21 protein-coding genes and 1 tRNA gene are annotated in these 22,348 nt (G+C 60.7%); 8 read left to right on the forward strand and 14 right to left on the reverse strand.

Annotated features, from left to right (window positions below; all coding sequences use genetic code 11):
• Positions 1-83: 83 nt before the first annotated feature.
• From yidC to rpmH, 3 genes are read right to left on the reverse strand one after another with little or no spacing between them, the layout of a single operon-like run.
• Complete coding sequence (yidC, locus tag HQ945_RS06390; protein ID WP_113280274.1) at positions 84-1,937, reverse strand: membrane protein insertase YidC; 1,854 nt, start codon at positions 1,935-1,937, stop codon at positions 84-86.
• A 30-nt stretch (positions 1,938-1,967) separates the two neighbouring features.
• Positions 1,968-2,330 (reverse strand): ribonuclease P protein component, encoded by a 363-nt coding sequence (gene rnpA / locus HQ945_RS06395; RefSeq protein ID WP_113280273.1) that lies wholly within the window; start codon positions 2,328-2,330, stop codon positions 1,968-1,970.
• Positions 2,331-2,378: 48 nt separating this feature from the next.
• Positions 2,379-2,513 (reverse strand): 50S ribosomal protein L34, encoded by a 135-nt coding sequence (rpmH, locus tag HQ945_RS06400; protein ID WP_040853797.1) that lies wholly within the window; start codon positions 2,511-2,513, stop codon positions 2,379-2,381.
• 240 nt (positions 2,514-2,753) lie between these two features.
• Between rpmH and HQ945_RS06405 the strand changes: the two genes are divergently transcribed.
• Together HQ945_RS06405 and HQ945_RS06410 are read left to right on the forward strand one after the other, a co-directional pair.
• A complete protein-coding gene (locus HQ945_RS06405) occupies positions 2,754-4,253 on the forward strand; it encodes a sensor histidine kinase (protein ID WP_113280272.1) in 1,500 nt (499 codons plus the stop codon).
• 14 nt (positions 4,254-4,267) lie between these two features.
• On the forward strand, positions 4,268-5,728 hold the full coding sequence (locus tag HQ945_RS06410; protein WP_113280271.1) for a phospholipase D-like domain-containing protein: 1,461 nt from the start codon (positions 4,268-4,270) through the stop codon (positions 5,726-5,728).
• On the opposite strand, the gene HQ945_RS06415 is transcribed toward HQ945_RS06410, so the two are convergent.
• The 3 genes from HQ945_RS06415 to HQ945_RS06425 form a co-directional block, all read right to left on the reverse strand.
• On the reverse strand, positions 5,700-6,563 hold the full coding sequence (locus HQ945_RS06415; RefSeq protein WP_091919996.1) for an endonuclease/exonuclease/phosphatase family protein: 864 nt from the start codon (positions 6,561-6,563) through the stop codon (positions 5,700-5,702). The genes HQ945_RS06410 and HQ945_RS06415 overlap by 29 nt on opposite strands.
• Positions 6,564-6,612: 49 nt before the next feature.
• On the reverse strand, positions 6,613-7,896 hold the full coding sequence (locus HQ945_RS06420; RefSeq protein ID WP_113280270.1) for an NAD(P)/FAD-dependent oxidoreductase: 1,284 nt from the start codon (positions 7,894-7,896) through the stop codon (positions 6,613-6,615).
• Between the two features lie 98 nt (positions 7,897-7,994).
• Positions 7,995-8,921: a LysR family transcriptional regulator gene (locus tag HQ945_RS06425; RefSeq protein WP_113280269.1), complete on the reverse strand. Its 927-nt coding sequence runs from the start codon at positions 8,919-8,921 to the stop codon at positions 7,995-7,997.
• Between the two features lie 121 nt (positions 8,922-9,042).
• Here HQ945_RS06425 and hglS point away from each other — a divergent pair, with 121 nt between their 5' ends.
• Both hglS and amaB read left to right on the forward strand, forming a co-directional pair.
• Complete coding sequence (gene hglS / locus HQ945_RS06430; protein WP_113280268.1) at positions 9,043-10,449, forward strand: 2-oxoadipate dioxygenase/decarboxylase HglS; 1,407 nt, start codon at positions 9,043-9,045, stop codon at positions 10,447-10,449.
• Between the two features lie 122 nt (positions 10,450-10,571).
• Positions 10,572-12,083 (forward strand): L-piperidine-6-carboxylate dehydrogenase, encoded by a 1,512-nt coding sequence (gene amaB / locus HQ945_RS06435; protein ID WP_091920002.1) that lies wholly within the window; start codon positions 10,572-10,574, stop codon positions 12,081-12,083.
• 70 nt (positions 12,084-12,153) lie between these two features.
• On the opposite strand, the gene HQ945_RS06440 is transcribed toward amaB, so the two are convergent.
• Positions 12,154-12,387 carry a hypothetical protein gene (locus HQ945_RS06440; protein ID WP_027230524.1) on the reverse strand — a complete coding sequence of 78 codons (234 nt, stop codon included), beginning with the start codon at positions 12,385-12,387 and terminating at the stop codon, positions 12,154-12,156.
• Between the two features lie 265 nt (positions 12,388-12,652).
• Here HQ945_RS06440 and HQ945_RS06445 point away from each other — a divergent pair.
• Positions 12,653-12,729 (forward strand) — tRNA-Arg (locus HQ945_RS06445).
• Between the two features lie 16 nt (positions 12,730-12,745).
• On the opposite strand, the gene HQ945_RS06450 is transcribed toward HQ945_RS06445, so the two are convergent.
• Entirely contained in the window at positions 12,746-12,997 is a 252-nt protein-coding gene (locus HQ945_RS06450; RefSeq protein WP_228017226.1) for a DUF1127 domain-containing protein, read from the reverse strand.
• Positions 12,998-13,319: 322 nt separating this feature from the next.
• Here HQ945_RS06450 and HQ945_RS06455 point away from each other — a divergent pair, with 322 nt between their 5' ends.
• Positions 13,320-14,828 (forward strand): winged helix-turn-helix domain-containing tetratricopeptide repeat protein, encoded by a 1,509-nt coding sequence (locus tag HQ945_RS06455; RefSeq protein WP_113280267.1) that lies wholly within the window; start codon positions 13,320-13,322, stop codon positions 14,826-14,828.
• Positions 14,829-14,841: 13 nt separating this feature from the next.
• Here HQ945_RS06455 and HQ945_RS06460 read toward each other — a convergent pair whose 3' ends face one another.
• On the reverse strand, positions 14,842-15,234 hold the full coding sequence (locus HQ945_RS06460) for a GFA family protein (protein ID WP_091920119.1): 393 nt from the start codon (positions 15,232-15,234) through the stop codon (positions 14,842-14,844).
• 164 nt (positions 15,235-15,398) lie between these two features.
• On the opposite strand from HQ945_RS06460, the gene HQ945_RS06465 reads away from it, so the two are divergent.
• Positions 15,399-15,908 carry a GNAT family acetyltransferase gene (locus HQ945_RS06465; RefSeq protein WP_113280266.1) on the forward strand — a complete coding sequence of 170 codons (510 nt, stop codon included), beginning with the start codon at positions 15,399-15,401 and terminating at the stop codon, positions 15,906-15,908.
• A 179-nt stretch (positions 15,909-16,087) separates the two neighbouring features.
• On the forward strand, positions 16,088-17,347 hold the full coding sequence (locus HQ945_RS06470; RefSeq protein WP_091920123.1) for a hypothetical protein: 1,260 nt from the start codon (positions 16,088-16,090) through the stop codon (positions 17,345-17,347).
• Between the two features lie 7 nt (positions 17,348-17,354).
• Here HQ945_RS06470 and HQ945_RS06475 read toward each other — a convergent pair whose 3' ends face one another.
• The 5 genes from HQ945_RS06475 to rfbA form a co-directional block, all read right to left on the reverse strand.
• Complete coding sequence (locus tag HQ945_RS06475) at positions 17,355-18,767, reverse strand: phosphomannomutase (protein ID WP_113280265.1); 1,413 nt, start codon at positions 18,765-18,767, stop codon at positions 17,355-17,357.
• A 92-nt stretch (positions 18,768-18,859) separates the two neighbouring features.
• Positions 18,860-19,765 carry a dTDP-4-dehydrorhamnose reductase gene (gene rfbD / locus HQ945_RS06480; protein ID WP_113280264.1) on the reverse strand — a complete coding sequence of 302 codons (906 nt, stop codon included), beginning with the start codon at positions 19,763-19,765 and terminating at the stop codon, positions 18,860-18,862.
• A complete protein-coding gene (gene rfbB, locus HQ945_RS06485) occupies positions 19,762-20,832 on the reverse strand; it encodes a dTDP-glucose 4,6-dehydratase (RefSeq protein ID WP_174207814.1) in 1,071 nt (356 codons plus the stop codon). The genes rfbD and rfbB overlap by 4 nt, the downstream gene beginning before the upstream one ends.
• Before the next feature lie 13 nt (positions 20,833-20,845).
• Positions 20,846-21,403: a dTDP-4-dehydrorhamnose 3,5-epimerase gene (rfbC, locus tag HQ945_RS06490; RefSeq protein WP_027230531.1), complete on the reverse strand. Its 558-nt coding sequence runs from the start codon at positions 21,401-21,403 to the stop codon at positions 20,846-20,848.
• Entirely contained in the window at positions 21,396-22,280 is an 885-nt protein-coding gene (rfbA, locus tag HQ945_RS06495) for a glucose-1-phosphate thymidylyltransferase RfbA (protein ID WP_091920143.1), read from the reverse strand. The genes rfbC and rfbA overlap by 8 nt, the downstream gene beginning before the upstream one ends.
• Between the last annotated feature and the right edge of the window lie 68 nt (positions 22,281-22,348).

Genomic DNA, 22,348 nt, shown 5'->3' on the forward strand with positions numbered 1-22,348 from the left:
TCCAGCGAAACCAGGCGCTGAAACGAGATCAGCCGGACCTGTCAGGCCCGGCCGATGTAAAGAATTTCGCGAAACTCGGGCCGCTACTCGGCCGGTTTCGGTTTCTTCTTGAACATGCCCGCCAGATTATCCCAGAGCTCGATCTTGACGCCCTGGCGCTTCATGATGACGCCTTGCTGGATGATCGAGAGCGTGTTGTTCCACGCCCAGTAGATCACGAGACCTGCAGGGAAGCTTGCCAGCATGAAAGTGAAGATCAGCGGCATCCAGTTGAAAATCATCTGCTGTGTCGGATCGGGCGGCGTCGGGTTCATGCGCATCTGCAGGAACATCGTCACGCCCATGATCAACGGCCAGACGCCAATCATCAGGAAAGCCGGAACCGCCCAGGGCATAAGCCCGAAGAGGTTGAAGACCGAGGTCGGATCGGGCGCGGCAAGGTCCTGGATCCAGCCAAAGAACGGCGCGTGGCGCATTTCGATGGTCACGTAAAGGACTTTGTAGAGTGCGAAGAAGACGGGGATCTGGATCAGGATCGGCCAGCAACCGGCGATCGGATTGATCTTTTCCGTCTTGTAGAGCTCCATCAGCGCCTGCTGCTGCTTGACCTTGTCATCCGCATATTTCTCGCGAATTTCGGTCATCTTCGGCTGCACCAGCTTCATCCGCGCCATGGAGGCGTAGGACTTGTTGGCGAGCGGGAAGAACAAGCCCTTGAGGATAACGGTGACGAGGAGGATGGCGATGCCGAAATTGCCGATCGCCTTGTAGAGCGTGTCGATCAGGTAGAACATCGGCTTGGTGATGAAATAGAACCAGCCCCAATCGATCAGGAGATCGAACTGGCGGATGCTGCGTTCCTTTTCATAGGCATTGATCGTTCCGACTTCCTTGGCGCCGGCGAAGAGCAGGTTCTCAATCGTCGCAGACTGGCCGGGCTCGATCGTCGTCGGGTCGGAAAGGTAGTCGCTCTGATAGCGCGGGCGTCCGTCGTCGAAGTACGACATGCGCGCCTGGAACGGCTTTGCTGCCGAGGGAACGAGGGTTGCTGCCCAATATTTGTCGGTAATGCCGATCCAGCCGCCGGTCGTCGCCTTCGGCGGGGACACTTCGCGCGCCTTTTCGATGGCGGCGAACTTGTATTCCACCAGACCTTCGTCGCCGATCACGCCGATCGGACCTTCGTGCAGCACATAGGTGCTCGGATGGAGCGGCTTGGAGAAGCGCGTAACGCGGCCATAGGAGGCGAGCGAAACGGGAGCGGACGTGCTGTTGGTTACCGTGTCCTTGACCGTGAACATGTAACGGTCGTCCACCGTGAAGGTGCGCTTGAACGTCAGGCCCTTCTCGTTGGTGAAGGAGAGCGTCACCGGATTTGCCGGCGTCAGCGTGCTGTTGCCCTCGACCGTCCATACGGTGCCCGGCCCAGGGACCGTGCCGGTCAACTCGTTGCCGGTAAAGCCGATCTCGGCGAATTGCCCGTCCGCCATCTGCGCCGGGCTCAGAAGCTGGATGGCCGGCGAGTTGTCGTCAACGGTCTCGTGGTACTTCTTGAGCTGCAGGTCGTCGAGCCGTGCGCCGGTCAGGCTGATCGAGCCGCCGAGGCTCGGCGTATCGATCTTTATGCGGGAGGTCTGGCCGAGCGCGGCGTCACGCGTCAGGCTGCCGGCCTGGGCGCCATCCTGGGATTGGCCGGGGATATTGGCGCCAGGCGTTGCCGGCGTCGAAGACGGCAGGTTTGCCGCGGTGCCGGTGGTGGGCGTTCCGGCCGGCGTGCTCGCCTGTCCGTCAACGCGCGTCTGTCCTTGCCGCGTGGCCTCGATCTGGGCCTGTTCGCGCTGCGCTTCGATCTTGGGGTTCATGTAGAACACCTGCCAAAGCGTCAGGATCACAATGGACAAGGCAATGGTGATAAAGAAATTACGATTGGTTTCCATTGTAGTCCTTGGGTCGGGTCGGGTGCGCCATCAGGGCTTTGTCGAACGCCGGGTCTGTGTTTTCCTGGAAACCCGTTTTGAGAGTTCCCGTGTCAGGTCCGCGAACGGCGCGTCTAGCGCGTCACGGCGAGCAACGATCACATAATCGGTTCCCGCTTGCATGTCATCAGCAACATTGACGCGCACAGCCTCTTTCAGGCGGCGTTTGATGCGATTGCGGATGACGGCATTGCCGTTCTTTTTGGTGACGGTGAAACCGACGCGCGGTGGGCCAGCCTGGTCCTCGCGCTCCTTGACCTCGAGCAGGAAGTAGGCGCCGCGGCGCTTTTCTCCGTTCCGAACAGTCAAAAACTCCGCTCTCTTGCGAAGGCGGAGTGGTTTTTGCTCATTCATCGTGTAGTGCCAACTTTGGCAACCGCACCAAGTCGCGCGGTTTTGCCTTTATGCCGACAACCGCTTGCGACCGCGGGCGCGGCGCGCTGCGATTACCTTGCGGCCGCCAGCCGTAGCCATGCGGGCGCGAAACCCGTGGCGACGTGCGCGGACAAGCTTGGATGGCTGATAAGTACGCTTCATTTGTTAAATACCGCGGTGTGCGGCCCTTCTTGTGGTCTGTTCTTTGACAGGAGCATATCAGGACCGCCATTAGCGCATAAAAACACGCCGCCGGGGCGGTCAACCCGGACGTGCGCGGCTTATAGAGGCCCGATGCCGAGAAGTCAATTCGTTGCCGTGATTCAAAATAGGCAAAAACGGCCAAGTGAATTATTGTGCTAATTCATCAGGCGGCTTACACCGCCTGACGACGGAGATCAAATGGCTGCACCGGAACAAAAGTCTGCCGAAACGAGCGCGACACGGCACGCCGGACGACGCTTGCCCGTCTTCAAGCGCCTTTCGGGCAAGCTGCTGCTGCTCACCCTCCTCTTCGGCCTCGTCGCCGAAGTGATGATCTTCGTGCCTACCATGGCCGACATGCGCATTCGCTGGCTGTCGGATCGCCTCAATACCGTCGCCGCCGCGAGCGTTGTCCTTGCGGCAAACGACAGCGAGGAAATTCCGCGCACGGTGCAGGACGACGTACTCCTTGCCACCGGCACGAAAGCAATCGCCTTGCGCGAAAAAGGCGCCTCGCGCCTGCTCGCCGTAGCGGAAATGCCGTCGAAGGTCGATCGCCACGTCGATATCACTGTGACCGACCCGATCACCGTAATTCGCGACGCTTTCGATACGGTAATCAACGGCGGCAACCGGATCATTCGCGTCTACGGTCCGATCGGCGACACGGGCAAGGTCATCGAGCTCCTGACCGCCGACGGGCCGCTGCGCAATGCCATGCTGCGCTATGCAGGCAATGTGGCACTCATCTCGCTGTTTATCTCGGCGATCACCGCCGGTCTCGTCTTCCTTGCCATAAGCCGTCTGCTGATCCGGCCAATCCAGCGCATGAGCGACAATATGCTCGCCTTTGCGCGCTCACCGGATGATCCGCAAAAAATCATCAAGCCCGAGAACCGCGAGGACGAACTCGGCATTGCCCAGCGCGAGCTTGCCGACATGCAGCGCCAGCTCCAGCGCACCCTTTCTGAACAGAAGCATCTCGCCGATCTTGGCCTTGCCGTCTCCAAGATCAATCACGACATGCGCAATATCCTCGCCTCGGCGCAGCTGATGTCCGATCATCTCGCCAATACCAGCGATCCGGCGATCCAGCGCTTTGTCCCCAAGCTCGTACGCACGATCGACCGCGCGATCAATTATTCACAGACGGTTCTCGCCTATGGCGGAACGCAGGAGCCACCGCCGCAACGCCGGCGCGTGAAGCTGCGCACGCTCGTCAACGAAGTTGAGGAAATGCTCAGCATCGACCCGAAATCCGGTATTGAATTCAAAAATCTCGTGCCGGAATCCTTCGAGTTCGATGCCGATCCGGACCAGTTTTTCCGGATCATTCTCAACCTCTGCCGCAATTCGGTACAGGCCATGACCGGCGACACGCGCGACGACGACGCCATTATCAAGCGGCTGACAATAACGGCCGGCCAGATCGGGACGACATCGATCATCGGCGTCGAGGACACGGGGCCGGGCCTGCCCGCCAAGGCGCGGGAGAATCTGTTCAGGGCATTCAGGGGATCGGCACGCTCCGGGGGTACCGGACTTGGCCTTGCAATCGTACACGAGCTGGTACGGGCACATGGGGGAACAATTGAATTGCGTGACAATGAAGGGGCGGGAACGAGTTTCGAAATTCGTATTCCCGACCAGCCTATCTCGCTGGCCGAATGGCGTTCGCGTCGGGATTCGATTTCCTGATATGATGCGTTCGCATGTCTAATTTCATTACAACCTACTGGCCGCACATCTTTTTCGTGCTCTCGGTTCTTCTTGGTGTGCCGGCCGCTATCCATGCGACGATGACCAAGGAGGAGGTGCGCGCAGCGATTGGCTGGGTCGGCGTCATCATTCTCTCGCCGGTCATTGGCGCCGTCATCTATGCCGTTGCCGGAATTAATCGCATCCGGCGCTCGACCATCTCGTCGCAGCGCGAATTCCTGCGCGAGATTGGCCAGGATCAGCTCGTGCGCTTTCACGCGCGCGATCAGGATGTCCTTGCGCATTTCGAAAAGCGCCTCGCCACGATGAAGACGCTCGGCGATAGGGTCAGCCGCTGTCGGCTCACCACGGCAAACGACATCGACATGCTGCACGGCGGCGACGAAGCCTACCATGCCATGCTTGCGGAAATTCAGGGCGCGCAACGCAGCGTCCTCGTCGAAACCTATATTTTCGACCGCGACAAGATCGGTCTGCGCCTCGCCGACGCGCTCATTGCCGCAAAGAAGCGCGGGGTGGAAGTCAGGGTGCTTATCGATGCCGTCGGCGCGCGCTATTCGATACCGACGATCGTCGGCTATCTGGCCAAGCACGGGGTCAAGGTCGACGTCTTCAACGGCAACATCATTATCGGCCTGCGCCTGCCCTATGCCAACCTTCGCACCCACAGGAAGATACTGGTCGTCGACGGCAGGGTCGCCTTTACCGGCGGCATGAACATTCGCGCCGGCTTCTCGCGCGAAATTTTCGGCGAAGACAATGCGCGCGACACGCACTTCCGGCTGACAGGGCCGATTGTCACCGACCTTTTCCACGTGGCGGCAGAAGACTGGCGCTTCACCACGCGTGAGCACCTTGGCGGCGAGGCCTGGGCCATCGAGCCGCCGATAAAGCAGCCGGGCCAGCCGGTGTTTATCCGGGTGGTGCCGTCGGGTCCCGATCGGAGCGTCGAAGCCAATCATCGCATGCTGATGGGCGCTTTTTCGGTGGCGCAGCAACACATCCGCATCATGTCGCCCTATTTCCTGCCTGACCGCGAGTTGATCAGCGCGCTCGTGACCGCGGCGCGGCGCGGCGTCGAGGTCGATATCGTCGTGCCGTCGGTCAATAATCTCAAGCTGGTCGACCGGGCCATGACCGCGCAGTTCGATCAGATATTGAAGAGCCATTGCCGCATCTGGCGCGCATCCGGCAACTTCAACCATTCGAAACTGCTCGCCATCGACGGCGCCTGGTCCTATGTCGGATCGTCGAACCTCGATCCGCGCTCGCTGCGGCTGAATTTCGAGGTCGATCTTGAAGTCATTGATGCGCCGTTCGCTACCGAAGTGGAGGCGCTGATCGACACGGCAATCGCCTCAGCGAAACCGGTGCTCCTGCAAAAGCTGCGTGCCCGCTCATTCTGGGCGAGGCTGATCGACCGGATTATCTGGCTAGGTTCGCCCTATCTTTGATGGCGTTTGTCTCGGCAATCGCGGCCTTGAGATCAACATGCGCCTTGATCGGAAGGTGATCGGAGGCGACGCGCGCAAGTGGCGTGTCGTGCACCTCGATCGCCGTGACGAGGCTGTGCGGATGGCCGAGGACACGGTCGAGCGCGAGCACAGGAAAGCGCGACGGGAAGCTCGGAACGGCGTTCCTCGCCGGATCGAAGATAGGCTTCAGGAAGTGCAGGGACGATCCCTTGCCGACGCGCCACTCATTGAGGTCGCCGAGCAGGAGCGTCGGGCGCGAGGGGTCGGCATGCACCGCATCGAGGATCGCTTCCGTCTGCTGCTGGCGCGAATGCTTGAGCAGGCCAAGGTGGGCGGCAATGATACGTAAGGGCCCCGCCTGAAGGTCGATATCGGCAACCAGCGCGCCCCTCGGCTCCAGCCCCGGCAGCACCAGTTGCTGTACGCGCTGGACGACGCCGGCGCGAAACAGCAGCAGATTGCCGTGCCAGCCATGGCCTTTGGGATAGAGCGACGCCACCGGCACGGGGATCAGCTTGTTCTCCCGCTCGAGGCGCGCCAGGTCGAGAAGCCCGCTGCGTTCGCCAAAGCGCTTGTCGGCCTCCTGGATGGCGACGACATCCGCCCCAATCTCGCTGATGACGTGCGCAATGCGGTCCGGATCGAACTTCTTGTCGATGCCGACGCATTTGTGAACATTGTAGGAAGCGATGAGCAGATCGCTGCGCACGACCTTGGTCGCGCCTGTGGAGCGCTTGTTGCGGTTCCTGACCGCTGCGAGAATGCTGGCGGAGACGCTCGGTCTGAATGGCCGCGTCGGCTTCTTGCTATCCATCCGCTAGGAATATGTCGCAACGCGCAAGATGGCAAGCAAATGCGGATGGCTAAAACCTGTTCCCGACGAAATGCGCGATTTGGGCGCCGACTTCGTAATAACCTTCGCGAACAGTACGGAGTCCCTGCTCCCGCGGCTGGGTGACCGGCAGCGGCAGGTCTGTTTCGCTGACCTTGCCTGCAACGTGCTCGGCAAGAATGCGGCCGAAGACCGTCCCGGGCGCGATGCCACGACCGTTATAACCGCTGAAACTGATGATCTTCGGAGCGAGCGTGTGGAAGCGGGGAAGGCTGTCGCTGGTCATGCCGATCTGACCGTACCAGCCGGCTTCGAATTGCACATTCTTGATCTGCGGAAACACCTTGCGGATCGAGCGTGCCGCCCAGGCCTTGTGCACGGCCATGCCGGTGCCGCGCAGGGCGCCGACGCTGCCAAATACCAGGCGCCCTGCCCTGTCCATGCGGAAGGAGCTAAGAATCTCCTTCGTATCCCAGCCGCCCTGCCGCTCGGGAAGAACAGTTTTCCGAATGTCTTCCGGCAATGGTGTGGTCGCAAAGTTGAAATAGGGCAGATGCAGGAGTTCGGCTCGCAATTGCGGCCACGGCGACGTCGTATAGGCGTTGGTCGCAACGATGATCCACTCGGCCGAGACGGTGCCCGATGGCGTGCGCACCAGCCAGCGATCGCCGCTCCGTTCGGTCGCAGTAACGGGAGAACCCGAATAGATCGCCGCGCCTCTGGAAAGCGCCGCTCGCGCAAGCCCGCGCACGTAGCTGAGGGGCTGGATCGTGCCCGCCCGGCTATCGAGAAGCGATGCGGCATAGGCGGTCGAGCCGACCTTTGCTGCGGTTTCCGCGGCGTTCAGCAGCCGCACGGCCGCTCCGCGCGCCAGCCATTGCTCGGCCCGCTGTTCGAGTTGTTTCACGCCATCATCGCCGACGGCGCAGTGCAGCGTACCATTGCGTTCGAGTTCGCAATCGATCTCGAAACGGTCGACAAGGTTGAACACCGATTGCGGCGCATTACCCAGAAGTTCAAGCAGCCTTTCGCCGTGGACCTGCCCGAGAACGCCCGGCAGGTCATTCGGCATCACCCACATGCCGGCATTGACCAGGCCGACATTACGGCCCGAACCGCCGAAGCCGATCTCCACGGCATCGACGACTGCGACCTTGGCGCCCACATCGGCAAGGTGGAGGGCGGCAGAGAGGCCGGTGAAGCCCGCGCCGATGACCGCGACATCGACCGAAATATCGCCGCGCAAAGCTTCCGTCCGAGGCGCTGGCGGGGCGGTCTTTTCCCACAAGCCGTGGGAGCGTTCATCATTGAGCATGGGATCACCTGAACAGTCGGCCGAGGGCGTGCGGCACAATTACCTATGGTGGTTATAAAGCGCAATCTTGCAACCTGAAGTGAAATTCTTCGAAGACATTATGCGGTGAGCGAATGACCGGTGCCCGCGCGTTCGGACACCTGCTCGGCGATCCAGGTGACGAAGCTCTGCATCAGCGGATTTTCCTTCTTGTGGTCCGGCACGACGAGGTAGTAGCTGTTTTCCGTCCGCAATGGTTGATCGAAGAGGACGATAAGCCGGCCGGATGCAAGCTCCTGTTCGATCAGGTAGCGCGGCAGGAGAGCAAATCCGAGCCCGGCAAGCGCAGCCTCGATGACCATGGAAAAATGTTCGAACCGGTGGCCCTTGTAGGGACTTGCGACGCTCACCTGCGCCGCCTCGAACCAGGAGGCCCAGGATTTCGGCCGCGTCGAAATATGCAGAAGCGGCGCATCGGCAAGTTCGGCCGCTGCCCTGATCGGATTGGCCGCGCAGAGTTCGGGACTGCCCACCGGCACGATCAACTCGCTGCACAGATAGGTGCAGGTGGCATGCGCCCATACCGGCTGGCCATAATGGATGGCGAGATCGAAAGGCTCATCCTCGAAATCGAAGGGCCGCGAGCGCGAGGCGACGCTCAGCGCCATTTCCGGGTTTCTGCGCACGAAATTCGGAAGGCGCGGCATCAGCCAGCGGCTGCCGAAGGTCGGCAGCGTGGCGATGCTCAGCGACGAGGCGGATTGCGAGGCGGCCATGGCTCGCAACATCGTCTCCTCGGTAAGACCAAGCAGGTGCCGCACCTCTGGCAGGAATTTCTGCCCTGCCTCGGAAAGCACCACGCGCTGGCGAACGCGCTCGAACAGCAGCACGCCGATCTGGCTTTCGAGTTCGCTCATCTGGCGGCTCACCGCGCTCTGGGTCAGGGAAAGCTCTTTGGCCGCCTGCGTGAAGCTGCCATGGCGCGCCGCGCATTCGAACGTTTGCAATATGTCGATATCCGGGATCAATCGGCGGCTTAACTTCATTCCAATCTCGCATTAACCCAGTTTGATTCTTCGCAATCCGCAGGCCGGTGACCACTCTATAATCCATAACATGCATGAACGGAAAGAAATTGCCGTCGCAAACCATAACGGAAGCAGAGTTATGAATTCAGCCACGTTTACTTCAACGGACGTGATCCGCGGATCCTTTTCGACAGCGATGTCGGCCATGTACAGGACCGAGGTTCCCGCCTACGGAACGCTCCTCGAGCTCGTGGCGCAGGTGAACGACGATACGCTCGCCGCTTCGCCGAAACTGCGCCACCGGCTGGAACAGACCGAGACGCTCGACCGCATCTCTGAGGAGCGGCATGGCGCTATCCGCGTCGGAACCCCTGCCGAACTTGCCATGCTGCGCCGTGCCTTTGCCGTCATGGGCATGTATCCGGTCGGCTATTACGATCTCAGCGAAGCCGGCGTGCCGGTCCATTCGACCGCTTTTCGGCCTGTCGGTGACGAAGCGCTGAAAATCAATCCATTCCGCGTATTCACTTCGCTCCTGCGCCTCGATCTGATCGACGACGGCGCATTGCGGGAGGAAGCGCGCAAGACCCTCGCAGCGCGCCAGATATTCACGGACAAGGCGATTCTCCTGATCGAAAAGGCTGAAGCTGCGGGCGGCCTCGACGCTGCGGACGCCGCCCTGCTCGTCAAGGAAATCCTCGAGACGTTCCGCTGGCACGACCAGGCCAGCGTCAGCAGCGACCTCTACCGCCGCCTGCACGATGCGCACCGGCTGATCGCCGACGTCGTGTCGTTCAAAGGACCGCATATCAATCATCTGACCCCGCGCACGCTCGACATCGATGCCGTCCAGAAGCTGATGCCGGCCCACGGCATCGCGCCCAAGGCCGTTATCGAGGGCCCGCCCACCCGAGAGTGCCCCATCCTCCTGCGGCAGACCTCATTCAAAGCCCTCGAGGAAGCGGTGTCGTTCCGGGATGAAGAGGGCACGTGGGCAAAGGGTTCGCACACTGCCCGCTTTGGCGAAATCGAACAGCGCGGAGTCGCGCTGACGCCGAAGGGCCGCGCGCTCTATGATCGGCTGCTTGCGCAGGCACGAGAGGTTGTGCGTCCTGCTCCCGACGGTTCGAACGCGGCCGCCTACATCGCCGCCCTCAGCGAAGCCTTCAAAGCCTTCCCGGACGATTGGAACACGATCCGTCAGCAGGGCCTCGGCTATTTCCGGTATACGCCCGTTGAAGGGTTCCCCCGGGCAGCGCTTTCGGCGCGCGAGCCGGCGAGCCTCGAAACGCTGGTCGCCATGGGCGCAGTCGTTTTCGATCCGATCGTCTATGAAGACTTCCTCCCGGTAAGCGCCGCCGGCATTTTCCAGTCGAACCTTGGCGATAACGGTGCGCAGAAATTTGCGGCAAGCCCGAGCCAGCAGGAGTTTGAAGCCCATCTCGGCATGCCGGTCCTCGACGAATTCGCCCATTACGAAGGCCTTGAGAAGGCGTCGATCGCCCGCTGCCGCCGCGATCTCCAGCCAGTCGCACTTGTAGATTGAGAAACTAAAACTTGGGGTCAGGACCTGCTAAGGTGGCTGACCCTCGAACATGGCTGGCAAAAGCCCGTCACGCATCCAATATCTCTGCCAGCCCGGCAGAAAGACAAATTAAGGGAAGCAAGATGACCATTGCTCAAGAAGTAAAGACCCTCCTTTCCAAGCTCGGCGTCGCCGAGGCCGCCTATACAGGCGGCGCGATGCCATCGTTCAGCCCGGTCACGGGCGAGAAGATCGCCGACATTGCCGTCCACTCGGCCGACGACGCCGCAAAGATCATCGACAAGGCCGATGCCGCATTCCGCGAATGGCGCCTTGTCCCCGCTCCGAAGCGCGGCGAACTTGTCCGTCTGTTCGGTGAGGAACTGCGCGCCCTGAAGAACGAACTCGGCCGCCTGGTTTCGATCGAAGCCGGAAAGATCCCCTCCGAAGGTCTCGGCGAAGTGCAGGAGATGATAGACATCTGCGATTTCGCTGTCGGTCTTTCGCGCCAGCTTTACGGTCTCACCATTGCCACCGAGCGCCCCGGCCACCGCATGATGGAAACCTGGCACCCGCTCGGCGTCGTCGGCGTGATTTCGGCCTTCAACTTCCCGGTCGCCGTCTGGTCGTGGAATACGGCACTGGCCCTCGTCTGCGGCAATGCCGTCGTGTGGAAGCCGTCGGAGAAGACCCCGCTCACCGCTCTCGCCTGCGCGGCCATCTTCGAGCGTGCCGCAGCCCGTTTCGGCGAGGTTCCGGCCGGCCTGTCGCAGACGCTGATGGGCGACCGCACGATCGGTGAAGCCCTCGTCGACAACCGGAAGGTTGCGCTCGTTTCGGCAACCGGTTCCACGCGGATGGGTCGCGAGGTCGGTCCTCGTCTTGCAAAACGTTTTGCCCGCTCGATCCTCGAACTCGGCGGCAACAATGCCGGCATCGTCTGCCCCTCGGCCGATCTCGATATGGCGCTGCGCGCCATCGCTTTCGGCGCCATGGGCACGGCCGGTCAGCGCTGCACCACCCTGCGCCGCCTTTTCGTTCACGAGAGCGTCTATGACGCCTTGGTGCCGCGCCTGAAGAAGGCCTATGAGAGCGTCAGCGTCGGCAGCCCGCTCGAGACTTCGGCCCTGGTTGGCCCGCTGATCGATAAGGGCGCCTATGACAACATGCAGAACGCCCTTGGCGAAGCACGCGACCATGGCGGCAAGGTCACCGGCGGCAACCGCATCGAAAACGGCCATGCCAATGCCTATTATGTCCGTCCTGCCCTCGTCGAAATGCCCAAGCAGGCAGGCCCGGTTCTCGAAGAAACCTTCGCGCCGATCCTCTATGTCATGAAATATGATGATTTCGACGCAGCGATCGCCGACCACAATGCGGTTGGCGCCGGCCTCTCCTCCTCGATCTTCACGCTGAACCTGCAGGAGGCAGAGCGCTTCCTCAGCGCCGACGGCTCGGACTGCGGCATCGCCAATGTCAACATCGGCACGTCAGGGGCGGAAATCGGTGGCGCGTTCGGCGGCGAAAAGGAAACCGGCGGCGGCCGCGAATCGGGTTCGGACGCATGGAAGGCCTATATGCGCCGCGCGACCAATACGGTGAACTATTCGACGGCCCTGCCGCTTGCCCAGGGCGTCTCCTTCGACATCGAATAAGTCCAGGGCATAACAAGCCGTTCCCGGTTTCATGACCGGGGCCGGCTCCCGCAGGGGAAATTCTGTCGGCTTATTCGACGATGGTGACAGGCGCCTCGAGCTTGGCGTGCTCGCTGGCGATCTTCGCCTGCCGCGCTGCGACGATTTCCGCATTGCTCGGCTTGAACCGGCCCTGCACGTCGAGAAATGTCGAATAGAAAAGACCTGCCAGAAGCAGTATCGCCACGCCGTAGTCACATACCTTTACCAGGAACGAGCGCGCGTCTCTGCTGTCATCATCATAGTAGTCTCGAGTTTTTTTCATGGCCCCAGTGCCTTATTGTTATACCCGCGCCTATATTTTACGCCTCGCCATGACATCGGACAATTAATCAGTTAGGGGGGCATCAGCGGTGGCCGGAGTATCCCATCGACTACTATTTGGATTGGGACAGGAGTTAGGGCCTAATACTGCGTGACCTCAAGCCGGCCCCCATGTGGCAACGAAGACAAAGCAAAATTCGTCATTGAAGCCTTGGCCCGCATCGGCTAGAAACGCTTCGCGCATGTAAGGCTGACGCCTTGTATCAGCACCCGTAGCTCAGCTGGATAGAGTGCTGCCCTCCGAAGGCAGAGGTCACAGGTTCGAATCCTGTCGGGTGCGCCATTCTTCGATCCCCACCTCACCGTCTCCAGAAGCGCTTGGCGATCTCTTCCTCGACCTGCCAACTCGTCAGGCCGATATCGTCAATCAAATGCGGATTGTCCTTGGCCATTTGCGCAAGTGCCCAGCGAAAGCGGGCCCGCTCGCTCCATGCGGCCATTGTGCTGCGCAACGCCGCGAGGCTGTAGTCTCGGCGCGGTTCAGGCGCCAGGCGCGCGAGCTTCCGTACCAACTGATGCGGGACCGGGGTAATGGTGCGAATATCGTCCATGACAACCTCCTGATGGCTTCAGGACCTGAAGGCCCTAAAGAAGGGTGAATTGTGCAGGATGCGGTCGGCGTCGTAATTAAGCCCTGCCAAATAGTTCTCAAAACTTCCAAACGGAGCTGTACGGGGCGTGTTTGGCGATCGTCCGCCTATTGCTCAACGTTGTCGGCATGCAACCTCGTCCGCGAAGACGCGCATATCCTCGGGCGCCTCGAATAGCTTGAAGGTGCAGGGGGCAACGCTCGCAAACCCGGTCAACGATGCGGTTTCTTAAAGGCGTGCCCAAAGAGTTCTCAAAACGTTCCAAACCGGCTATATCCGCCATATGCAAGGATCGCGCTTTGCCTTTGGTCCGTTCGTGCTTGATCCGGGTGCGGGAACGCTCCTTCGGAACAATGAGCCTGTTGCCGTAGGCTACCGCGGGATAAAGCTGCTTGCGGCGCTCGCCGACCGGCCGGGCGAAATCCTCGGCAAGGCCGAACTGATGGACGCGGCATGGCCAGGCACGGCCGTCGAGGAAGGCAACCTCACAGTCCAGATCGCGCAGCTGCGGAAACTGCTTGGCCCAGCAACCGATGGCGGCGAATGGATCTCCACGGTGCCGCGCGTCGGCTACCGCTTCACCGGCGCCATCGAAAGGCGCGATGGCCCGGCACGAAAACCCCTGGCACTCCCCGATAAACCTTCGATAGCCGTGCTGCCCTTCGTCAATCTCAGCAACGATCCCGCGCAGGAATCCTTCGCCGACGGGCTGGCCGAAGACCTGACCACGGACCTCTCGAGAATCGCGGGCCTTTTCGTTATCGCACGCAACTCGGCCTTCGCCTACAAGGGAAAGGCGACGAATGTGCGCGAGATCGCGCAGGAGCTTGGCGTGCGCTATCTCCTTGAGGGGAGTGCACGCCATGCCGGGGGGCGCGTGCGCATCAACGCCCAGCTGGTTGATGCCGTCAATGGCGATCACCTTTGGGCGGAACGCTTCGATCGCGGCCTCGAGGACATCTTTGCCGTCCAGGACGAGGTCACCGCCAAGATCGTCGAGGCCTTGCTCGGGCGGCTGCGCGCACCGCCGCCACGCAATCGGCCCAAGAGTCTCGAGGCGTACGATCTGTGCGTGCGCGCGCGCAAGCTGATCGACGATTCGCCGCAGACGGCGCGGGAAGCGCATCTTATGCTCACGCGCGCGGTTTCGCTCGATCCGGAATATGCGGAAGCCTATCGCTGGCTTGCCATGAACCACTGGATGGGATGGGTGCATTGGGGCGATCCCATTGAACCGACGCGCCGCCTCGCCCTGGATCTGGCGCGCAAGGCCGTCGCGATCGACCCCAATGACGCCGGCTGCCGCTGGGTCCTCGCCAACCTGCTAGCCTACGAGCGCTGCTTTGCCGAGGCCGATGCGGAATTCGCCAGGGCGATCGAGCTCGACCCGAACGAGGCGGACACCTGGGCGACATTGTCAGACATCGCGGTTCTGGCCGGGCGGGTCGAGGAGGGCCTTGAGCATATCCGCAAGGCGTTCCGCCTCAACCCGTTCCCGTCGGGCTGGTACTATCTGACGCTCGGCCAGGCGCAATACGCGGCCGGCGACTACGAAGCGGCCGTCGAGACGCTGCGCCGGGACGAGACGTATCGCACGAGCTCACGGCGGTTCCTCGCCGCAAGCCTTGCGCAACTCGGCCGGTTCGACGAAGCGCGATCCGAGGTCCAACTGTTCCTTGTCGCCAATCCGCATTTCACGACAAGCCGCTGGGCCGCGACAGAGCCGTTTCGCGACGACGCTACACGTGCGCATTTCGTCGATGGCTATCTTAAAGCCGGTCTTCCGGAGTAACGGACCGACAGACCTAGTCCTCGGAGCGGCTTGTGGAATTGCGACCGCGCTCGTACCGCTTCGCCAGCGGGAACGGCGGCAACCAGGACTCGCGCCGCAGCGTCCAGCTTTCGTAGGTAGGCATCAGTTGGTCGGGGGCATCGAGCGACCCGAGATGCACTTCGATCTCGTCTTTGGTGCGTGCGAAGACCGACGAGCCGCAGCGGGGACAGAAAAACCGTCCGGCGTAATCGCGCGTTTCGCCATCGATCGCTACTGCGTCCTCAGGGAACACCGCAGCAGCGTAAAACAGGGCGCCATGATGCTTGCGGCAGTCGAGGCAATGACAAACGCCGACCCGGTATGGCAACCCCGATGCCACAATTCGGACGCTGCCGCACAGGCAACCGCCGGTGAATCGTTGCATGCCATGCCTCCTTTGAAATCAACCCGCCAGAATGGTTACAACGAACCCTGTCGAGCGTCCATGCACGATCCACCGCTCCTCGCGGCTAGCGCCCATTTTTTGCTGTTCCGCAATGACGAGAAATGTTTAAATATTCAATGGGATAGGAGAAGGGAAAGTGGCCGATGATGTTTGACCGGATTACGCGCATTGCGTTCGGTGTCGCAAGCGCATTCCTTATGCTGCTTGCGTTCGGGCTGATCGCCTATGCGGCCTATGAAGTCGTGCGCTCCCTCCTGATCGACAGAACCGACATTGGAGCAACGCTGCTCGAAGCCGTTGGCTATACAGTCATTGCCATTGCGGTGTTCGATGTCGGAAAATATCTCCTCGAGGAAGAAGCGATCCGTGGCCGGGAGATGCGGCAGGCCGCTGAAGCGCGGCGCAGCCTGACGAAGTTCATTTCCACGATCGCCATCGCCGTGTTCCTTGAGGGTCTCGTCGCCGTCTTCGAGGCCGGCAAGGAGGATCTGCGGATGATGATCTATCCGACGCTTCTGCTTTTCACCGGCGTCGCGCTTATCATCGGCCTTGGCATCTACCAGCGCTTGAGCGCCATGGTCGAGAACGAAATCAGCGATCCGGAGAGTTCAAAGAAGACACCGAAGGCAAGGACGGCGCGCGGAACGGCCTGACCGGCTCGCCCTTCAGGCATCACATATCGGAAGTCTTCACCCATTCGGCTGAGATTGCGGTCGGATCACCTAGCCTTCCGGCGCAGAAGGCGGTCTTTCGGTTTCCGTTACCCCTTATGGACAAATTGATTCCAGCGCCCGGCTGCGGTTGATTCAACGCTGCAACCGAGATTGGAAATATGGACTGGTCGGCGCTCTGGATTCTCACTCTTCTTTGTTTTGGAATGCTGGTTTACGGCCTGCTGGTGCCAGGGCGGTTCTATCATTTTCCATTTTTCGCAGCTGGCATCTTCCTCAGCTTCATCCTTCCGCAATTGCCCGGGCTTGCCAATAGCCGCTTCATTTCGGACGAGGCACTGACAAAAACCCTCCTGTTCTCGACGCTCTGCCTTGCCATGTGCGGCATAGGCTGGCGCTATGGCATGCGCGCCAGGCCGATGAAGGACCACGTTTACAGCGAAGACCATCTTTTGAAGGCTGCCGCAGTCCTCTCGGTGATCGGCGCCTATTTCTTCTATAAGTTCGGTCACCTTCCTGACGACCTTCGGCTGAAGGGCCAGCTTACGGGTCTTCCCGTCGCCTACCTGTTCTTTGCGCGGCTTCTCACCTACGGCCTCGCAATAGCGCTGGTCTGCTACGCGCGGCGCAGTTCGCCGCTCGCGCTTGGCATCATACTCTTCGACACGATCTTTTACCTAGACCGCATCGTCATTGCGGGGCGACGCGGCGAAACGGCTGAATTCTGCCTGATGATCGCGTTGGCCTTCTGGTTCCAGAGGCGTTGGGTAGTGCCGCGTATCGCTGTCGTCGCCGGCCTGTTCTTCGCTATCGTCGGTATGCTCGGCGCCGCCGAATACCGGCAGGCGACCTATTACGGGGCAACGCGCGACTGGAGCGCGGTGGCAGATATCAATCTTGCGGAAAACTGGAACCGTCTCCTCAAGGAGGGCGGACCGGAAATGACCAACGCCTTGATAGCCATCAACTACATCGATGAGACGCATGAATTCGACTACGGCATCGAACACTGGAACAGCATGGTCTTCACCTTCGTTCCGGCACAGATCTTTGGGCCCGAGTTCAAGAAATCGCTGATGATCCCGCAGGACTCCATGTTCGGGCGCTATACGCCGGGCGTCGGCGAAACGCCCACGGGCATGGCGGACGCCTTTGCATCATTCTGGTGGTTCGGATGCCTGAAATTCTTCCTGGTCGCCTATCTCATGGCGCGGCTCTATATGTCGGCGATGAAAGGCAACACTACCGCCCAGACAATCTACATGCTCTCGGCAGTGCAATCGATTCTCGTCATCACGCACTTCACCAACGAGATCGTCATCGCATGGGTCCATATGGCTATTTTCCTCGGGCCGGCGCTCTACTATGCGCGCATTCCCAATGCGCCGTTCTCCAAGTTCGCGGTGAACCCCGGCGGGTAGTCTTACCCTATAGGGCAGTGGCCGCGATCCTCAGTCCCCAGGCTAGAAGTTCCTCCGCGCGCACGTCGGAGGACGCTTCGGCATAACAGCGCAATTCCGGCGCATTGCCTGACGCGCGAAAATGGATGACCTCACCGCTCGCGAGGACGACGCGAACGCCATCGATCGAATCGTTTTCCCAAATGGTCCCGACTTCGGCAAAGAACCGCTCGCGGGCCTCGCCATCGAGGAGACTCTGGAGGAACGGACCGCTGGCGGTTGCGGGCACGTGTTCAAGCCGGCCGCTGCGCGTGAAACGCGAAGGCAGGCGCCCGAGAAGCTGCGATATCGTCGATCCGGTTCGTGCCGCCATGCCGAGAACGCTCATGACCGGGAGCACCGCATCGCGGGTCGGGAGGGCATCGAGCCTGTAGCCATCGAGGTCTGCCGGAGAGCCGAGGAGCACACCGCCATTCGCCTCAAAGCCCACGACGCTATGGTAACCGTCCTTGAGCGCCCGCTGCATGCCCTCAATGACGTAGGGCGAGCCGACCTTCGTCCGGTAGACCCGCTTGAACAAGCCACAAAGCTCGATCGCCGTGTTCGACGTAACAGGCGTAACGACCGCATCCGCGCCGAGGAAATGCGCGGTCAGCAATCCAACACTGTCGCCACGCAAAAAATTGCCGTGCTCGTCGGCAATAAGCGGGCGGTCGGCGTCGCCATCCGTCGATACCAGAGCATCGAGCGAATTTTCGTTCGTTGCTGCGGCAGCAAGGTCCACATCCTCAGGACGCAGCGCCTCCGTATCCACGGGAATGAAAACGTCAGAGCGTCCTATCGCAACGACCGTGGCGCCTGCATGCGCGAGAAGATCGACGAGTACGTCGCGCGCAACCGAACTATGCTGGTAGACGCCTATGCGCTTGCCCGCCAGGGTTCCTTTTCTGAGGATGGCACGGCCGCGAGCCATATAGTTCTGCAGCGCTTCCGGTGAAATCGCGGGAAGGCCCGCCGGACCCGGGGCGGCGGTCCGGTCGACATCGAGGACCGCGAGGATACCCGCTTCGTCGGCCTTGTCGATTTCGCCGTCCGGGCGATAGAATTTCAAACCATTGCGGTCGTCGGGTATGTGGCTACCCGTCACCATGATGGCGGGGACTCCAACCCTCATCGCGCGAAGCGCCAGCGCGGGGGTTGGCAGCGGTCCGCAGTTTTCGGCTTTCATGCCAGTATCCGTTATGGCCGCCATGCAGGCGCCGGCGATACGCCGGCTGCTTGAGCGCAGATCATATCCGACAAGAACGGTGGCATCGGCGGACGTGCCGAATGTGCCCTGCATGTGTTGCAGGAAGGCGCGCGTATAGGCCATGCAAACTGAATCGGTCAGATCCGTTACCAGTCCGCGCAGACCGCTCGTTCCAAATTTGAGACTGCTCATCGTTTTTCACGTTGGGGAAGAGGGCGACTATGGAAACGCTACTATATGCAGCATTTTCTCCCTTGGACACCCAGACGTGCGTCTGCGACAGCCTAAGAAGCGTCCCGGCCCTTTGCTTCCGCCAGGAGACGCGACACGGTGGCCTCAGTTGAAACCTGCCAGTCCGGCGCGCGCCAACCGAAAACCTTGAAAAACTTGTCCGTAGAAAGCCGCGAATTGAAGGGGCGCTTGGCCTTGGTCGGATAATCGGCACTGGCAATGTCGGCGACCTCAGCAAAAGGTCCGCCATTGTTGCGGCTCGATGCAAAGATTGCCCGGGCAAAGCCGCTCCAATTGATATTGCCGGTCCCCGCGAGATGATAGATGCCATAGCCCGTAAACGACGGTTCAACGTCGATGCGCCTGGCCGTCTCAATGATCGCGTCGGCGATATCGATTGCCGAGGTGGGGTTGCCCCATTGATCGCTGACGACCGAGACCTGGTCGCGCGTTTCGGCAAGGCGCAGCATTGTCTTCACGAAGTTCTTGCCGAACGGGCTGTAGACCCAGGCCGTGCGCAGGATGATGTGCCGCGGATTGGCGGCGATTACCGCAGCCTCGCCTTCAAGCTTGGTCCTGCCATAGACGCCCTGCGGACCCAACGCATCCGTCTCGGTGTAGGGCACTTCACCGTCGCCCGCAAAAACATAGTCGGTTGAAAGATGGATGACTGGAACGCCGAGGTCGGCAGCGGCCCGCGCCACAGCGCCGGCGCCAAGGGCATTGATTGCGTGGGCGAGCTCAGGCTCGTCTTCGGCCTGATCGACCGCCGTGTAGGCTGCAGCCGAAACAACAATATCCGGCTTGGCTTCGGCAATGGCGTTGGCCACGGTTGACGGCACGGCAAGGTCGAGATCAGGGCGCCCAAGGGCAATGATTTCGATATCGCCATGGCGCGCAGCACGCTCGACGAGGCTGCGTACGACCTGCCCCTCGGTGCCGGTGACAACGATCCTCATGCGCTCGCCTTGATGTCCGCGCCAAGACGCTCACCTGCATACCGGCCGCTGCGGATCGGCTCCCACCACCATTCATTGGCGAGGTACCAGTCGATCGTCTTGGCAAGACCCGTCTCGAACGATTCCTGCGGGGTCCAGCCAAGGTCGCGCTCGATCTTCGAGGCATCGATGGCGTAGCGGCGATCATGGCCGGGCCGGTCGGATACGAAGGTGATCAGGTCGCGGTAGCGCCCGCCACCCTTGCGCGGCCGCTTCTGATCCAGAATATCGCAGATCGTTTCAACGACATTCAGGTTGGTCTTTTCGTTGTGGCCGCCGATATTGTAGCTCTCTCCGACGGCGCCCTTGGTAACAACGGCCTCGAGCGCGCGCGCGTGGTCCTCGACATAGAGCCAGTCGCGGACATTGGCGCCCTTGCCGTAGACGGGCAATGGCTTGCCATCGAGGGCGTTCAGGATAACGAGAGGAATCAATTTCTCCGGAAAATGGAACGGCCCGTAATTGTTTGAGCAGTTGGATAGCACCACCGGCAGGCCATAGGTCTCGTGCCAGGCGCGCACCAGATGGTCAGATGCCGCCTTCGATGCCGAATAGGGGGAAGACGGTGCGTAGGGCGTCTCTTCGGTGAACATGCCGCTGTCGAAGGGTAGGTCGCCGAATACCTCGTCCGTAGAGATGTGGTGAAAGCGGAAGGCGCTCTTTGCGTCGGCCGGCAATTCGCGCCAATAGGCCAGCGCGGCGTTGAGCAGGCGGAATGTGCCGACGATATTCGTCTCGATGAAAGCGCCCGGGCCATCGATGGAGCGATCGACATGGCTCTCCGCCGCAAGATGCATGACAGCGTCGATCTTCTCGCTCCGCAGCAGGTCCAGCATCGTCGCATCGTCGCAAATATCGGCCTGCACGAAGCGGTAGTTCGGATAGTTTTCGATCTGGCGCAGCGATGTGAGATTACCGGCATAGGTCAGCTTGTCGAGGTTGACCACATGATTGCCCGGATTGGCTGCAAGCTGTCGACAAACCGCCGAGCCGATAAATCCAGCACCCCCAGTAACGAGAATCCGCATCAAATAAACTCCGTCAATAAATGAAGGTTTCAGCGTCGGCGAGCCGCGGCGCCGCGCGGTCCTTGTCCGAAAGCTGGATCAAATCGGTGGCGATAGGCCAGTCGATGCCGATCTCCGGATCATCGAAGCGGATCGAACGGTCATGTGCCGGCGAATAATAATCGGTAACCTTGTAGACGACCTCGGTATTTTCCTCGAGCGTCATGAACCCGTGGGCGAAGCCCTTGGGAACGAGAATCTGGTTCCATTTCGCAGCGGAAAGTTCAAGCGCAACCCACTTGCCGAAGGTCGGCGAGCCTTTACGGATGTCGACCGCAACGTCGATGATCGAGCCGCGAACGACGCGCACCAGCTTGTCCTGCGCCTTCGGCGGCAATTGGTAATGCAGCCCGCGCAGCACGCCCTTGGCAACCGAGAGCGAGTGATTGTCCTGCACGAAGACGAGGTCGATTCCGGCATCCTTGAACAGGGCCGCGTTATAGGTTTCCGAAAAGAAGCCGCGGTCGTCGCCGAAACGCTTCGGCGCGATCTCGAGGACGCCGTCGAGGCCGAGGGGGCGGATATCAAGCATCTGTCGCAAGCTCCGCAATACGCCGGCGCAGATAGGCGGCATAGCCGGTCTTTCCAAGCTGCGCGGCCCGAGCCAGAACCTGCTCATCGTTGATCCAACGGTTCTGATAGGCAATCTCCTCCGGGCAGGCGATCATGACGCCCTGGCGGTGCTCGATCGTCCTGACGAAGGATGACGCCTCGTGCAGGCTGTCGTGGGTCCCGGTGTCCAGCCAGGCATAGCCGCGCCCCAACCTTTGCACATGCAAATCGCCGCGCTCGAGGTACATATTGTTGACGGCGGTGATCTCCAGTTCGCCGCGCGCCGACGGCTTGATGTTGGCCGCAATATCGACAACGTCGTTGTCGTAGAAATAAAGGCCGGTGACCGCCCAATTGGATTTCGGCTTCTGCGGCTTTTCCTCAATCGAGATCGCCCGCTTGGTTGCGCGGTCAAACTCGACCACGCCATAGCGTTCGGGATCCTCGACGTGATAGGCGAAAACCGAAGCGCCCTTTTTGCGGTCGGCGGCTTCCTTGCACAATCGCGACAGGCCGTCGCCGTAATAAATATTGTCGCCAAGTACCATGGCGACAGGGTCGTTGCCGATGAATTCGCGCCCGATGATGAAGGCTTCCGCGAGGCCGTTGGGCTGCGGCTGCTCGGCAAATGTCAAATTGAGGCCGAAATCGCTGCCATCCCCGAAAAGGTCGCGGAATACCGGCAGATCGCGCGGTGTCGATATGATCAGAATGTCCCGGATACCTGCGAGCATGAGTACGCTCAGCGGGTAGAAGATCATCGGCTTGTCGTAAATCGGCAAGATCTGCTTTGACACCGCAATTGTCAGTGGATAAAGCCGCGTTCCGCTGCCGCCAGCTAAAATAATACCCTTCATGTAAGCCAAATTCCTACGTTATCGATAGCTTGGAACCGTTATCCTATCCGCTTGGATAGGACAACTCC

Origin of the sequence: Phyllobacterium pellucidum (genome assembly GCF_013327855.1) — a bacterium.
In the GTDB taxonomy this organism is placed as follows: Bacteria; Pseudomonadota; Alphaproteobacteria; order Rhizobiales; family Rhizobiaceae; genus Phyllobacterium; species Phyllobacterium pellucidum.